8 protein-coding genes are annotated in these 16028 nt (G+C 36.3%); 4 read left to right on the top strand and 4 right to left on the bottom strand.

From position 1 onward, the window contains the following. Positions 1 to 5 precede the first annotated feature (5 nt). The 3 genes from BIW12_RS04660 (at position 6) to BIW12_RS04670 (ending at position 5642) form a co-directional block, all read left to right on the top strand. A complete protein-coding gene (locus tag BIW12_RS04660; RefSeq protein ID WP_071184031.1) occupies positions 6 to 2138 on the top strand; it encodes a hypothetical protein in 2133 nt (710 codons plus the stop codon). 507 nt (positions 2139 to 2645) lie between these two features. Continuing rightward, positions 2646 to 4424, top strand: a complete 1779-nt coding sequence (locus tag BIW12_RS04665; RefSeq protein ID WP_198033450.1) for a rhamnogalacturonan lyase — start codon at positions 2646 to 2648, stop codon at positions 4422 to 4424. A gap of 210 nt (positions 4425 to 4634) precedes the next feature. After that, positions 4635 to 5642: a coiled-coil domain-containing protein gene (locus BIW12_RS04670; RefSeq protein ID WP_157499483.1), complete on the top strand. Its 1008-nt coding sequence runs from the start codon at positions 4635 to 4637 to the stop codon at positions 5640 to 5642. Positions 5643 to 6105: 463 nt separating this feature from the next. On the opposite strand, the gene BIW12_RS04675 is transcribed toward BIW12_RS04670, so the two are convergent. Beyond that, on the bottom strand, positions 6106 to 7092 hold the full coding sequence (locus BIW12_RS04675; protein ID WP_232227146.1) for a pectinesterase family protein: 987 nt from the start codon (positions 7090 to 7092) through the stop codon (positions 6106 to 6108). Between the two features lie 190 nt (positions 7093 to 7282). Here BIW12_RS04675 and BIW12_RS04680 point away from each other — a divergent pair, with 190 nt between their 5' ends. Next, positions 7283 to 9739 carry a glycosyl hydrolase 115 family protein gene (locus BIW12_RS04680; protein WP_071184034.1) on the top strand — a complete coding sequence of 819 codons (2457 nt, stop codon included), beginning with the start codon at positions 7283 to 7285 and terminating at the stop codon, positions 9737 to 9739. Between the two features lie 169 nt (positions 9740 to 9908). Here the strand turns inward: BIW12_RS04680 and BIW12_RS04685 are convergent, their stop codons facing one another. Genes BIW12_RS04685 through BIW12_RS04695 form a run of 3 tightly spaced genes read right to left on the bottom strand, consistent with a single transcriptional unit; the run spans position 9909 to position 15715 of the window. Beyond that, positions 9909 to 11450 carry a rhamnogalacturonan acetylesterase gene (locus BIW12_RS04685; protein ID WP_071184035.1) on the bottom strand — a complete coding sequence of 514 codons (1542 nt, stop codon included), beginning with the start codon at positions 11448 to 11450 and terminating at the stop codon, positions 9909 to 9911. Positions 11451 to 11468: 18 nt separating this feature from the next. Continuing rightward, complete coding sequence (locus BIW12_RS04690; protein WP_071184036.1) at positions 11469 to 14339, bottom strand: glycoside hydrolase family 2 TIM barrel-domain containing protein; 2871 nt, start codon at positions 14337 to 14339, stop codon at positions 11469 to 11471. 17 nt (positions 14340 to 14356) lie between these two features. Next, positions 14357 to 15715 (bottom strand): rhamnogalacturonan acetylesterase, encoded by a 1359-nt coding sequence (locus BIW12_RS04695; RefSeq protein ID WP_083382045.1) that lies wholly within the window; start codon positions 15713 to 15715, stop codon positions 14357 to 14359. Between the last annotated feature and the right edge of the window lie 313 nt (positions 15716 to 16028).

Raw genomic sequence — 16028 nt, forward strand, 5'->3', positions numbered from 1 at the left:
AATTTATGAAAAAGGTATTCATCGCACTATCTTTATGTTTGCTACTAACCACAGCAAAATCACAGGAAAAAATAGACCGAAAAGCATTGGTAACAAGACACAATGTTAACATTACTAAAATAGACACCCTGGGTTCTTTATCAGTAGGTAACGGAACCTTTGCGTATACCGTAGACGCTACGGGTTTACAAACTTTCCCCGATTATTATCAGGCGGGAGTACCACTGGGAACCCAATCCGAATGGGGCTGGGATGCTGTTCCGAATACCGAAAATTATAAATTTGAAGAAACACTTAGAATTTTAGAACAACACGGCAGACCCGTTTCCTATTCGATGCAACAAAAAACACCGGAGCATGCTGCAAAAGCCGTGGAATATTTCCGTGCCAATGCACACCGACTGCAATTAGGGAATTTAGGTTTTGAATTGTATAAAAAAAACGGTGCTTTAGCACAGCCTTCAGACATTAAAAACATCAAACAAGTTTTGAATGTTTGGACTGGAGAAATTGAAAGTTCGTTTACTTTTGATGGTACTGCTGTAAAAGTCTGGACGGCTTCGCATCAGGAAAAAGACGCTATTGGTGTTAAAGTAGTTTCGGATTTGATTAAAAAAGGCCAATTAAAAATCCGCCTGCGTATTCCTTTCCCTACGATGAAATGGGGCGACAACGGAAATTTATGGAAAGCCGATTTTGCTTATACCAGTACGCTTTCAAACAACGGAAAAAACGAAGCCATTATCAAACATAAAATGGATTCGATTACCTACAACATTGGTCTGAAATGGAAAGGAAATGCAGCCATTACCCAAAAAGAACCTCATTATTATCTCCTGACTCCATCAAAGAATAGTGAATTTGCTTTCAGCTGTCAATTTGCACCGGCATATAAAGGAAAATTAAACATTCCTGATGTAGCTGCAATACAAACCAGCAGTATTTCCGGCTGGGAAAAATTCTGGAAAAGCGGGGCTGCCGTTGATTTTTCACAATGTACTGATGAACGCGCTTTTGAATTGGAACGAAGAATTATTCTCTCTCAATACTTGACTAAATTACAATGTGCAGGTAACGAACCGCCGCAAGAAACAGGATTAACGTACAATAGTTGGTATGGAAAACCGCATTTAGAAATGCACTGGTGGCATGGGGTTCATTATCCGCTATGGGGAAGAGCTAATTTACTGGAAAAAAGCCTGCCTTGGTACAACAAAGTCTATGATAACGCTAAAAAAATTGCCGAAAGACAAGGTTTTGACGGAGTAAGATGGCAAAAGATGACCGATCCTGACGGTAACGAAGCGCCTTCTTCTATTGGAGCCGCTTTAATTTGGCAACAACCTCATTTTATTACCTATGCCGAATTAATGTACCGCGATCATAAAGACAAAGCCACTTTAGATTTATACAAAAAACGTGTTTTTGCCACTGCCGATTTTATGGCTTCATTTGCTTATTTCGATAAAGAGAAAAACAGATACATACTGGGACCGGGGATAATTCCGGCACAGGAGCGCTTTAAAGCCGAAGAAACTTTTAATCCTACTTACGAGTTGGCTTATTGGAATTGGGCTTTAAATACGGCCTTAGAATGGAAAAAACGAGTTGGAGAACCGGAAGTAACCAAATGGAAGGATGTTGTTGCTCAATTATCCAAGCTGCCTGTTCAGGAAAATGTGTATTTAGCTACTGAAAGTGCTACCGATTCTTATACCAATCCGGAATACAAAACCGACCATCCTTCGGTATTTGGAACATACGGAATGTTACCGGAAACGACTTTATTGGACAAAAACATCATGAAGAATACCTTCGATTTGATTTGGAAAACCTGGTCATGGAAAGAAACCTGGGGTTGGGATTTCCCGATGACGGCTATGACTGCGGCTCGTTTAGGAATGCCTGAAAAAGCGGTTGATGCTTTGTTTATGAATGTTCAAACCAATACGTATTTGGTCAACGGACACAATTACCAAGAAGGTCGTTTGCCTATTTACTTACCGGGAAATGGGGGAATCCTTACGGCAGTAGCCATGATGTGTGCCGGATGGGATGGCACTACCGAAAAAAATCCGGGTTTCCCTAAAGATGGTAAGTGGGATGTACGTTGGGAAGGTCTTGAAAAAATGTTTTAATATGCTAAATCCTGAGAATTAAAAATTCTCAGGATTTTTTTTTCACATCTGTTTTATTACAATTATTGTGAGGTTTAAACGTCCTTAGCATCCGCAGTCGAGCGTCAAATGTTTGAAGAATGCGTAAAAAGAAAAGCTGTTTGATCCGCCGCGGCGGAGAGTTCTTTTCTTTTAGCATTCGAAAACTAATTTGACCGACGAGGGTGCAAAGACTTGATTTTTTTGTTTCTTTTTTGATCAAGCAAAAAAGAAAATTATAACTATTAAAACCAAAACTTATCAGTCTAAACAGAATATCATTGATAAAGCATTTAAAAAAATTTAACAAAAAAGTTGTTATCCCATTAAACATATTTCTTTTTCTGTAGTCCTATGGTATAGAAATTGATAAATACAGCTTTTTCTATAACCAAACCAACAAAAAAAATGAAAAACACCTGGAATAAAAACCTAATAATAGCACTGGTCTTTCAACTATCCAGTTCATTATTATTCAGCCAAAAACAAATGGAATCCCTCGACAGAGGATTGATTGCAGTAAAAGAAAACGGTCATTTTTATGTAGGCTGGAGAGTTTTAGGTACTGACGCCGATAATTTGGCTTTCAATTTGTATCGAAAAAGCGGAACAAACGCAGCAGTTCGTGTAAACGACCAACCTATTTCTGGCGCAACCAATCTGATTGATGACAAAGCCAATCCTGCCGAAGAGAATAGCTGGTTTGTAAAAACCGTTAGCAACGGAGTCGAAAAAGAAGCCAAAGGAAGTTTCAGCATTCCAGCCAATAGTCCCGATAAAAACTATTTATCCATTCCGTTAAAAGGGATATCCGGTTATACTCCTAATGATTGTTCCACGGGAGATTTAGACGGAGACGGACGTTATGATTTAATTGTTCACATGACTGGAAAAGGAGCCGACAATTCTTTTACCGGATTGACCGACCCTCCAATTTTTCAGGCCTATACTCTGGAAGGTAAATTTTTATGGGAAATTAATTTAGGCAAAAACATTCGCGAAGGCGCACATTATACTCAATTCATGGTTTATGATTTAGACGGAGATGGCATAGCCGAATTTGTTTGTAAAACTGCCGACGGCACAACCGATAGTGCCAATAATGTGGTAGGAGACGCCTCAAAAGACTGGAGAGATACCGATCAAAAGTCGGCTACTTTTGGTAAAATACTACAAGGACCTGAATACCTGACTGTTTTTGATGGTAAAACGGGAAAAATAATCAATACAGTTCCTTACATTCCTGAAAGAGGGGATATTGGAAAATGGGGAGGAAAAGGCGGAAACGGGAAAAATGACCGAACCGGAAACAGAGTCGATCGTTTTACGGCTTGTGTTGCCTACCTTGATGGTGTACATCCATCTGTGGTGATGTGCCGAGGTTATTATGGCCGAATTGTTATGGCAGCCTGGGATTTTAAGGACAAAAAACTAAGCTCAAAATGGGTTTTTGACAGCAAAGACGGGAATAATCCGTTCTCCGGAATGGGGAATCACGGACTCTCGGTTGCCGATGTGGATAATGACGGAAAAGACGAAATTGTCTATGGTTCAATGGTTGTTGACAACGATGGAAAAGGTTTATACACTACCGGTTTTAGACATGGTGATGCATTACATGTAAGCGATTTAGATCCTGAAATCCCTGGTCAGGAAGTTTTTGGTGTTCACGAAATTGAAGAAGGTACAAAAGGTCCGGGAGTAGTTTTATTTTCGGCTGCTAATGGAAAAGTACTGTTTACTGCCGCTCCTAATGAAGACGTAGGAAGAGGTGTTGCTGACAACATTGACCCTAGCAGAATTGGAGCCCAAATGTGGTGGTCAGGTTCTAAAGGTTTATACGACATCAAAGGAAATGCAATTGGAGAAGCACCACGAGCAGCTAATTTTGTAATTTATTGGGATGGTGATGCTTCAAGAGAAATTCTGAATTCCAATTATATTGACAAATATGGAAAAGGTAGAATTTTCACTGCCGAAGGTGCCCGTTCTAACAATGGAACTAAATCTACTCCTGCCCTTTCAGCTGATATTTTAGGCGATTGGAGAGAAGAGTTGATTTTAAGAAGTGAGGACAACAGCGAATTACGAATTTATTCCACTACAATTCCAACGACTATCAGACAATACACCTTAATGCACGATTCCCAATATCGTTTAGCCATTGCCTGGCAAAATGTAGGCTACAACCAGCCGCCACATACCAGTTTTTATATGGGAACCGGCATGAAAACCGCTCCAAAACCAAATATTAAATTGGTTCCTTAAAAGTTTATCTTAGATATATTTTTTAAAAGCACAGCTTAGGCTGTGCTTTTAATGTTTGTAAGAAAAATATTTTTATTTACTTATTGAATTTTTTTACCAATCTTTGCAGGCACACTCTCGTTATATAACGAGACAATGCTAATGATTATAGTAAATCTGTGCGATTAGGATTTATTCTTATTCAATATTTACAAATAAACTCTTTTAATTATGGACATAATAAATTATATCAAGGCATTAATAAGTCCCCAAGGAATAATACTTCTAGCAACGATGATAGGTGCTATTTACGTATTTAAAACTAGTATTGACAATGATAATGCACAAGAAAAAATCAAAGACGGTGTCATAAAAATTGATGAAATAGTAACTAATTCAGAGAAAAAATTAAATGATGCTGGTGAAGCTCTTTCAAAAAACAACACTTTAGTTGTCGATAACCTAAAGAAAACGATTAAAGCAAGTGAACAACTACAAGAAGCCAATGAACAGTTACAAAAAGCGAGTGAGCAATTGCAGAAAAATTACAAACAAATAGTCGAAACTCTCAACCAGACAATAGAAGGAAAAAATGCAACTATTAAAGCACAAGACGAAGTTATTGGACAAATAACTGGCGGGAATAGTTATCCTGAACTTTCACTTAAAAAAGGTGGTTTTTATTTAAACACACATGGCTCTTTCAGTATTCCTAATTTAAAAATAAGTATATGGGTAATTCCTAATTGTTTAAACATACCTAAAAAAGTTACTATTGATTATCTTAGAGAAAACATAACAGATCAAAAATATATTATACCTATTGTAGCTATAAGATATTCAAAACTATGGGCTGGTTATAACATCCAATCAATAGAAGTAGAAAATTTCAAAAGCTATCTCCCTAATGAGGACGGAAATATGCACGCTTTTGAAATTTATTTTGAATCCGATTACAAAAAATGGAAACAAAGAATAAGAATAATTTCTCATAATGGAAAATGGGAAATTGCAGATTTATTAGATGAAATACCAACTACCCAAAGAGATAATATTTTTTTTAGTGAAAAAGAAATTTATCGGCATGTTTCAGAAAATTTTCCTTCAGCTCAATCTGGAGCATGGAAAATGATTCCTTTTTTTAATGCATTACCAAGTGATTCGGCGAAACTAGGCATCATACCTATTGAATACAATGACAAAAATGGAATTTCAGATTATTCATTTGATAATTTATAATAAAAATCCTTACCAGCTCCGCAAAGTTTGCAACTTTGCGGTAGCGATTATCGGTTTACAACCGATATTATGTCTGTCAGAGACAGATTAATGCATCCTCAAAGTCACAGACTTTGAGGAGCCAAGCTAAAAATTCATCGAATCTTTTTCCAAAAATCATCCTTAGGAAAGATATTTTTCAAAGTATATTTTGCAGCTTCTTCTTTAGACAATTGGTGTGACCAGGCTACTCCATCTGGTACTCGTTTACAACGAGTACCTACTTACGTTTAAGAACAAAATAAAGCGTTTGCAACGCGGCTTTTAAAAATCCTTATTCCGTCCAAACATAAGATTTTCACGCAGATTCTGCAGATTTTCGCAGATTTTCGCAGATTTTTTTTCGAAGCTAAATGAAAGCCACGAATTCACAAATTATTAAAAATTAATTCGTGAATTCGTGGCTCTATTTACGGTAAAAGCTTCATCGAATCTTTTTCCAAAAATCATCCTTAGGAAAAATATTTTTCAAGGTATATTTTGCAGCTTCATCCTTTGACAATTGATGCGACCAAGCCACTCTTTTATCCGTTTTAGCTCCTTTTCCTTTGTTGTTGTATTCGGCGTAAAAAGCCGTTTTCGTCTTATCGGCGAATCGCTCATCTTTCCATGGATTCCAGCCTTCAGCCAAAATATGGCTTCCTAAATTACAATTCATAAATACCGTTTTAGCATAAGGACGCCAAGGTCTGCCTAAGAAAACTTTGGTTACATTGGCATCGGCAATCAGTTTACAATTCAAGAACACATAACCAAATTGTTGATTCTCTGGAGTGGATGCCGCTGTTATATAAGAATCCCTTTTACTTTTGATGACACAATTTTCAAAAACTGCCGTTGCCGGTCCAAAAATAAAATCGGTCGTTCCTTCGATATAGCAATTTTGATAATATTGATAGGTTCCGTCACCATCGGTCAATAGCGTATCCTGACAACCTAAAATTCTAGCATTTTTAATTATAAAACGATTACCTTTTGCACATAAAGAAACGGCCTGCCCTTTCTCACACCATGTATTTTCAATCGTTAAATTTTCAATTCGAACATCATCGGCGCGAACCAAAAGCGTGTATGAATCGGAAGTTCCAATATTTCGATTCGAATTTGGATTGGCTTTCCCCGAATAATCATCATACGTAATAATCGTATTGTCTTTACTCTCGCCTAGTAATTTCAGTCCTGGTTTTGAAGATGGAATGACTAATTTTTCTTTATAAATCCCTTTTTTGATGTAAATCACAACGGATTCTTTTTCAGTATTGGCAGCATCAATTGCCGCTTGAACGGTTTTGAAATCGCCACTTCCATCTTGGGCTACGGTTATCTTTTTATCCAAATCTTTTTTTAACTGCGCATCAATAGAAGCAACTGAAAAAACACAAAAAAACAATACTAAAATATACTTCATCATCTAAAAAAATTAATTATTCATCCTTTAAACCAAAAGGAATCGAAACCCAAAAATAAAGAAAAAAAACCCAGCTTTTAGTAATCGATTACATATTGTAAAAAATCACGAAATCACTTCATTATTAGGCGTTATTATCTTATTTTAGACGACTATTAAATACCCTAACAAAACCAATCAAAACAAGCATTTAATGAAAAACAAAATTCAATATTCCTCTTTACTAATACTCTTTTTTACAAGCCATCTTTTTTGGAGTCAGGAAAGCAAAAGCAGCTTTCTTATTGCCGATAAAAATAAAGTAAGTACTATTTACATCGACCAAAATGCAGACCAACTGGTGGTTTGGGCTGTCAATGAATTGGCAAACGACATTCAGGAAATCACAACCCAAAAACCTGCTATTGTTAAAACCCAAAAATCAAAGGGAGAAAACGGAATTTACATTGGGCAAATCAATGAAAATCTCTTTAAAAACAATAAAAAATTGAACTTAAAAGGTGCCTGGGAAAAATTCAGCATCAGTACCGAAAAAAACAATTTGTATATCGTGGGGAGCGATGTGCGCGGAACGGTTTTCGGAATTTTTGAAACTGCCGAAAGATTAGGGATTTCCCCTTGGAAATGGTGGGCTGATGTCAACAATATTAAAAAAGAAACATTAGTTCTTACTCTTCCTACCGAAGGAATTACCGAAAGTCCTTCGGTGCAATTTCGTGGCATATTCTTAAATGATGAAGACTGGGGACTACAACCCTGGGCGGCTAAAACTTTCGAAAAAGAAACTGGTGATATTGGCCCTAAAACCTACGAAAAGATATTCCAATTGTTATTGCGTTTGAAAGCCAATACCATTTGGCCGGCAATGCACGAATCGACTAAAGCGTTTTTTCATATTGAAGGCAATAAAGAAATGGCCCAAAAATACCATATTCTATTGGGGACTTCCCACGCCGAGCCAATGTTGAGAAACAATGTGGACGAGTGGAAAAAAGAAACCATGGGTGCTTTTAATTATTTTACCAATAGCGAAAACATCAATAAATATTGGCAAGGGCGCTTAAATGAAGTTCGAGACAGTAAAGCAGAAGCAGTCTTCACAATGGGAATGCGTGGCGTTCATGACAGCCAAATGGAAGGTGCAAAAAATGCAGAAGAAGCCAAAAATATGGTTGAAAAAATCATTGTGAAACAACGCGAAATGCTGGCTTCGACATTTAAAAAACCTATTACTTCGATTCCGCAAGTATTGATTCCGTATAAAGAAGTTTTGGAACAATACAACAAAGGACTAAAAGTTCCTGAAGATATTACCCTGATGTGGACCGATGACAACTATGGCTACATCAGACGAATTAGCAACGAAAAAGAACAAAAAAGAATTGGCGGTGGCGGTATTTATTATCATTTAAGTTACTGGGGAAGACCTCATGATTATCTATGGCTATCGTCTATGCAGCCGGGTTTAATTTGGTCAGAAATGTCTAAAGCTTACGCCAACGGAGACAAAAAAATGTGGATTGTGAATGTGGGCGACATCAAACCTGCCGAATACGATTTGGAATTCTTCATGGACTTGGCCTGGGATATCAACTCCATAAAACCAGATGGAATTAACCAACATCTGAAAAACTGGGCAGCAAGAGAATTTAATGATGCCGTTGCCAATGATGTTAGCAACGTCATGAGTGAATATTATAGATTAGCGATGTTGAGAAAACCGGAATTCATGGGCTGGAGCCAAACCGAACCTACTACCCAAATTAAACCATCTGAATTTACTACTGAAGAAGCCAAACGAAGAATTCAACTTTATGATCAATTAGTCGAAAAAGTAAATGGTTTATCTTCTTCTATTCCTGAAGAGCGAAAAGATGCCTGGTTCCAATTGGTTGTTTATCCTGTAAAAGCTGCAGCTTACATCAATCATAAATTTCTATATTGGAAATTATCTTTAGAAAGTAAAGATCAGGCAGAAAAGGAAAAATTCGAAAATTTATCGAAAGAAGGATATCGTCAAATTGAAGAATTGACTCGTTATTACAATACTGAAATGAGTAATGGGAAATGGGCTAACATGATGAGTATGGCTCCGCGAAAACTGCCTGTTTTTGATGCTATAAAATACGATAACCCAATAAAAATTGAAGAAAAGAAAGAAGCAACAACTACTGAATTAATCGCGATTCAGGCAAACCATTTTTCAGCAACTCAAGGGGTAAAAAATTACCAATGGAAAGCGATAGAAGGTTTTGGATACAGCAATGCGGCTATCACGCTGTTTCCTTTAAAATCAAGTTATTTTGAAACCGAAAAACCTTCGGTAACTTATACTTTCGAAACTAAGAATACTGGCGAATATGAGATTGAAGTGCGTTTTATCCCAACACACGCTAATGATTCCAATCATCAGGCAACAGTTACATTCGACTCAAATACCAGCAAAACTTTCAAGTTGAACAGCTATGACAGAGATGCCAACTGGAAAGCAAATGTGTTACGAAATGCAGCTATTGTTAGCCTTCCTGTAAAAATAGAAAACACAGGAAAACACACTATCAAAATCGAGGTAAATCAAACCGGAATTGTAATTGACCAATTAGCGATTTACCCAAAAGGACAAAAAAAATATGAGATACCATTTAAATAACGGTATCTCATATCTATAAAAAAGTCCGCAAGCGGACTAGTTAGCACACAGATAACACAGATTCAACTGATAAAAACGGATTTCTCTTAACTAAGAAAAATTCAATCTGTGATAATCTGCTAAAATCCGTTTCATCTGTGTGCCAATTTTTATCCTGATAGAAACTAATTTATTTATTCAACTCAACCGGAGGCAGATTATCTACCTCTTTTTTTGTTAAAACCAAATCTCTAATTTTGCTTCCTTTTAAGTTTCTTAACTCTTCGGCAGCAATTTTAGCTGTAAAATCGGCTCCTGCTCTGCCGGTATGAGTATGATCTTTAGGAAAAAATGCTTTTACTTTTTCCTGTCCTATAACTTCATATTGATCGGCTACTTTTCTACTTAAATTGATATAATCTGTTTTTTCGGCAGCGGCAGCTTCCTGAGCCCATTTGATATAAGTATTATCTCTTTGCTCCACTTTTCCATTTGGCCATTCGTTTCTTGGCGTTAAGCTCATAACAATTGGAGTTCCTCCTTTTTCTTTGGTTTCACGAATGAATTTCTTTAAATACCAGCCATAAGTATGTACTGTTTCCATCAAACTATCAGCACGATTTACCTGTTGTGTTTCTTCGCCAATTCCATTGATAGAACCTCTGAATTTTTCGCTATCAATTTTACCTGCATCGTTATGTCCAAATTGAAGAATAACAAAATCATCCGGTTGGATTTCTTTTTTCACCTTGTCCCAAAGTCCTTCAAAATCAAAAGTACGCGAACTTCTACCTCCTCTTGCTTTGTTAACGATATTTACTCGGGTAGTGTCAAAATAACGCGGAGCCATTACTCCCCATCCTACTGCATTTTCATTGTTATTGTTCGCCATAGTCGAATCGCCAATCAGGAAAACATTAATTTTTCTAGGCAATTTGATTACCGGATTTTCTAAAATGTAATTCTTCAAAGGACTCGCAGATGCCTTTAATCCTTCGATTACTGAAGTGGCAGCCATCACAGCTCCTTTAGCCGATGGATGTGTATGGTCTTTTTTATAAAAATAAGTTCCTGTTACTTTGGCTTCGCCAAATTGCTCTAATTTCTTAGCCATTCTATCATTCAAATCGATGAAAGTTACTTTCTCCTGATCGGCAATTTGTTTCGCCCATAATCCATAAGAAGTATTATTTCTTGGCAATTTTCCGTCTTTCCAGGTATTTCTTGGAATTGGCGACATCACAATAGGAATAGCTCCTTTTTCTTTAGCCTCTTTCACTACTTTACGGATGTACCAACCGTAAGTATGCACAATTTCGTGCTTTTTGGTAATCAAATTATCAATTTCCTCTGTCTTATCAGAAATCCCTTTTATGGTTCCTCTGGCTCTAATGGTATCATTCAGCGGGCCATCATCATTATGCCCCCATTGGATTAAAACATAATCGCCTTTTTTCAGTTTTTTATAAACCGCATCCCACAATCCTAAATTTTGATACGATCTGGAACTTGTTCCACCCAGCGCATGATTTTCAATTCTAACTTTGGTAGAATCTAAAAATTGCCCAATGTAATCGCCCCAGCCCCAAAGACCACCAGCTCCATCGCCACGACCATTTTTAACTGTAGAATCGCCTACGGTATACACTGTTATTTTTTGCTGTGCCTCAGCCTTAAATTGTGCTAAAAAAAGTGCTAAAAAGGCAAATAGCATTAATTTATTAATCTTCATTTTTATTTGGTTTTATTATTATTTGGTTGCTATTCTAAAATCGAACCATAAATTCATCTGAATTCCTTCATCGCCACTTTTAATTCTAATACTAGCTGGCTGGCTATGTGGCCCATGGTGCTCAATAGGTTTAAAGTCACGCATGGCCGGAATCTCATACATAAACGAAATATTTCCTTCAGGGAAAGCCGGTTGCGGATAAGCACCTTCAAAAGCATTTTTAGGTAAATCCGGTGTAAATAATCTTAAGAAAACTTTCTCGGAGGCAGAAAACATTTTGAAGCTATTATTCCCTTTGGATTTCAAAGCTCCTGCGTAAAAATCAGCATGATAACCTTTAAACTCTGGCAAAATCATATTTTCAAAACTCTCTCCAGGAATAGTCTGATTGTATTCTTTCTCCCAAACTCCATAAGTTGTTCCTTGAATTCTGTTTTTCCAAACATGATAAGGCCCTTTTCCAAACCATTTCATGCTCTCAACTCCTTCTTCAGGAAAATCAAAAGTGATACCAAAAGCATCTACTTTATCCTGGAAAAAAGCACCATCAAAACCATTGTTAGCTCCAGCATCTTTTAGCGCTAACATTTCCATTTTCAATCGACCATCGGCAGTCATCGTCCATTTGATTTTTTTGATTCCGCCAACATAATTTACTGTAAGTACAGCAGCATTATTTTCGACAGCGGTTTCAACACTTTTTACTTCGGCTATCATCCCAATTGGCGTAGGTCCATTAGTTAAAGGAACAATGCCGTTTTTGTTTTTAACTGTGATAATTTTTCCAGTTTTTTTATCGAATATAACCTGAACATCTTTACTAATCAATGAAACTGAAGCTGCCTCGTCTTTAATACTCACTTTTGCCTTGGTTTCTTTTTTCAACAAAAATTTCTCAGCAAAATAATCTGCTTTATGAATCGTCCATGTCCAGGTATAAATCTCTCTTCCATGTTGATCATGTGCTATGATTTCGACTAAATCTCCTTCGAAAAAATTAGCCGAAACCGGAATTTTTATTTTCGCCTTCTCACCTGGTTCGATACTTGGAATTTCAATTTTTCCTTTATCTAAAATCGAATTTTCATTCTTAGCATATAAAGCGTCTTTATTAGCCTTAACCACTTTGTACTCCATGGTACAAGAATTAAGGTTGCTAAAAATATAATCGTTACTTATAAAAAATGTGCCATCAAATTTTGATGTAATACTTACAGGAGAAAATTGAATTGGTGCCCAAATTTCCTTAATCGCATAAAAACTTCCTTCTTTTTCACGGTGAGGTCCCAAAATTCCATCGGCAGCCAAAGAACCTTTCGAATCAAATTGTTCTTTTCCTGTCCAATCAGATCTCTTCACCGCTTCATCACAAAAAACCCAGATAAATCCACCTGCAAACAACGGACTTTCTTTAAAATGATTCCAAAAATCTTCCAGTCCTGCCCCTCCACCATTGTCATAAGTAGCGTGCATAAATTCTGTTGGAAAGAAAACATTTTCTCCCTTTACGAATCGGTGAATTCCGGTTTGATACGCTGGATAATGATGCGCATCCCAACCATCAAAATCTGACCAAGGGTGAATAACAATACGTTTTTGAGGATCTAAATCTCTAAAAACCTTGTCTACATTATAATTCCATCCGCCTTCGTTTCCATTATCCCAAATAATAACCGATGCATGATTGACATCTCGCGTTACCATTTCTGTTACTAATTTAGTTCCTGTCTCAGTATCATAAGAATTTTGCCAACCTGCTAATTCATCCAAAACAAAAATCCCTAATGAATCGCAAACTTGTAGAAAATGACTGTCCGCAGGATAATGGCCACGCACAGCATTCATATTCATATCTTTTAGCAAATTCACATCCATGATGCTCAAACGCTTGCTGGTACTTCTTCCAGACTCTGGCCAAATTTCATGTCGGTTAACTCCTTTCATGATAATCTTCTTTCCATTCACATAGATTCCGTCTTTTTTGATGAATTCTAAGGTTCTAAAACCAATACGTTCAGTAATTTCGTGAATGGTTTTCCCGTTTTGTTTCAATTCTAATTTTAGATTGTACAAATTAGGCGTTTCCGGACTCCACGGCTTGATATTTGGAAACTGCATGTTAATGACTTTTTTAGCTTCTTTAGCATTAACATCAAAAGTATGTGTTCCAATGATTTTATTATTTCCATCAGCCGAAATAGAAGCCGTAATCGAGCCTTTTTGAGAAATATTCTGAAGATCTAAATGTGCATTCAACGTTCCATCCATTTTAGCATCTACAGCAACATGAGCTATATTTTCTTTTGCCATGATTTCTAGCCAAACCGGGCGATAAATTCCTCCAAAAAGCCACCAATCGGCCTTTCTTTCAGCAGCATTTACTGAATTGTTAGCCGAATGTTTAGAAACATGTGCTTCTAAAACATTGTTTCCTCCATAATTCAACAAAGACGAAATATCATATTTGAATTCGTAAAAACCACCCTGATGAATGGGTCCTGCTGATTTTCCGTTAATTTTAACTTCTGTATCAGTCATGGCTGCGCCAAAAACAATATAAATGGTTTTGCCTTTATCTGAAGCCGAAATTTGGAATTCATGTTTATAGAAACCTTCTTCTTTACTTGGTTCCTTTTGGTTTAATTCTTTGTACCAACGGCCATAAGTATATTCGCCAAAACCTTCCAGTTCCCAGTTTGACGGCACATTAATTTTAGACCATTGCTTGCTGTTATTTCCAGCGGTACACATAAAATCCCATTTTACAGGATGTTCAAAATCTGTCCCTGAGAGGAACACTTTTTTAGTTTCTTGAGCATTTGCAGTTATTACACATAAAAACGGTAGAAATAATGCAAAGGCAGCTTGTAATGATTTTTTAAAAAACATAAAATTTGATTATAGAATTAGTTTCCGTCTGGTTTTACAATTTCAAAACGATTACTCATAGGCAGCGTCCATTTTGCGAAAGCATTCGGCTGATTAGGATTATATTGAGGCACTTCTTTTAAGAAATATTGAGCCAAAGGGCTGTTTAAATCACGAAGTCCTTTCATCACACAAAGTGCAATTTCATTGGCTCCAAAAGAATTGAAATGGGTGTTATCTTCTAATTTTTCTTTTTGCCCCGGAAAAGTATTCGCTGGATATTGAACAAATGCTTTTCTGGATGGTTCATCTCCCCAGCTTTCATAAAGTGTTGTAGTTAATTTTGTAATATCTACTAAAGGAACATTCATTTCCTGAGCTACTTTTCGCATGGCATCAGGATAATCCCCATGTGTTGGTTTTAAAGTTCCGTCGGCATTAAAAGCACGACGTTGAACCGGAGTTATCAAAATTGGAATTGCACCTTTGTCTCTGGCTGCTTGAACATATTCACGAATGGAAGCTGAATAGGAATCCCAAGGACCAATGCCCTCGCCTTTTTCTTTTTCATCATTATGAGCAAATTCAACAATTAAATAATCTCCCGGTTTGATAATAGACAAGACTTTTTTCAAACGCAAACTTGCCTTAAAAGAACGCAATGTAGCTCCGGAAACCGCATAATTTGCCACCACCACATTTTGGTCAAAATAATTGGTAATGAATTGCCCCCATGATGCCCAAGGCTCTAAATCCTGATCGGTTACTGTAGAATCTCCAGCCAGATAAACTGTTTTAACATTGGTTATTGGAGTAATACTAATACTTTTAATTTCAACTGTTCCCAGAAATTCCAAAGTCAATTTTTCATCCCAATTTAATTGTCCCAAATCCCTGTCTTTTAGTTGAATTTGCGATTTTTCATCAATTTTGGAAGTTCTCACATTTACATTAAAAACTTTAGTAGTCGTTTCTCCTTTTTTAAGTACTTGCTGGTCTAAAAACAATCTTCTGGATTCAGCTTTAATAGTAGTTGTAGTACTTTTAGTTTTACTGCCAAAAGTTACCGTAACCTGATAATTGCCTTCAGGAACTTTTACCGAAAAATAAGTTGGCTTCTCAGTTGCAAAAGAATTTTTATTGACTTTCACATTTACCACAGTATTAAAATCAAATCCGTATCCCGTAGCTGAATCATAGCTTACTGATTTATTAAGCATTACAGCCTTTTTGCTTTTCTTTACTTTTTTTCCAAATAAAAAAACTTTCTCTCCTATTGTATTAGAATCTTTTACAATAGTTTTTGCTAGTATTTCTTCAGTAACGGTTGCTGCATTTACAACCTGAAAACTACACCATAAAAGCATTAGGAAAACCATCTTGTTTTTTCGAATCATAAAATATCTGATTTACTTTTTAAATAAAGGACTAAAGTAGCTTATTCAGGACAAAGCAGTATCCTGCACTGTTAGGTTGCCAACAAATTCACTCTTTTAGTAACTAAAATTGAACACAAGAAAATATTAACAAATCACATTTTTACTTTTTAACAAAAAACAATAACTAAAAATTCTTTCAAAATAGTTTTTGAGTTAATTTTTTTTTCAAAAAATGGATAATTTGTAAGCCTTTTTATTAAAAAAACCAGCATTTTAATCTTATGCTTATTTTTTTTCGAAAAACAGGTAGGTACAGGATACGTTAATTAAA

Source organism: Flavobacterium commune (assembly GCF_001857965.1).
Taxonomy (GTDB): domain Bacteria; phylum Bacteroidota; class Bacteroidia; order Flavobacteriales; family Flavobacteriaceae; genus Flavobacterium; species Flavobacterium commune.

What these genes read in the sequence shown, in the direction of transcription:
- BIW12_RS04660 (WP_071184031.1), top strand. Translation starts at nt 6, where the DNA reads ATGAAAAAGGTATTCATCGCACTATCTTTATGTTTGCTACTAACCACA.
- BIW12_RS04665 (WP_198033450.1), top strand. Translation starts at nt 2,646, where the DNA reads ATGGAATCCCTCGACAGAGGATTGATTGCAGTAAAAGAAAACGGTCAT.
- BIW12_RS04670 (WP_157499483.1), top strand. Translation starts at nt 4,635, where the DNA reads ATGGACATAATAAATTATATCAAGGCATTAATAAGTCCCCAAGGAATA.
- BIW12_RS04675 (WP_232227146.1), bottom strand. Translation starts at nt 7,092, where the DNA reads ATGATGAAGTATATTTTAGTATTGTTTTTTTGTGTTTTTTCAGTTGCT.
- BIW12_RS04680 (WP_071184034.1), top strand. Translation starts at nt 7,283, where the DNA reads ATGAAAAACAAAATTCAATATTCCTCTTTACTAATACTCTTTTTTACA.
- BIW12_RS04685 (WP_071184035.1), bottom strand. Translation starts at nt 11,450, where the DNA reads ATGAAGATTAATAAATTAATGCTATTTGCCTTTTTAGCACTTTTTTTA.
- BIW12_RS04690 (WP_071184036.1), bottom strand. Translation starts at nt 14,339, where the DNA reads ATGTTTTTTAAAAAATCATTACAAGCTGCCTTTGCATTATTTCTACCG.
- BIW12_RS04695 (WP_083382045.1), bottom strand. Translation starts at nt 15,715, where the DNA reads ATGATTCGAAAAAACAAGATGGTTTTCCTAATGCTTTTATGGTGTAGT.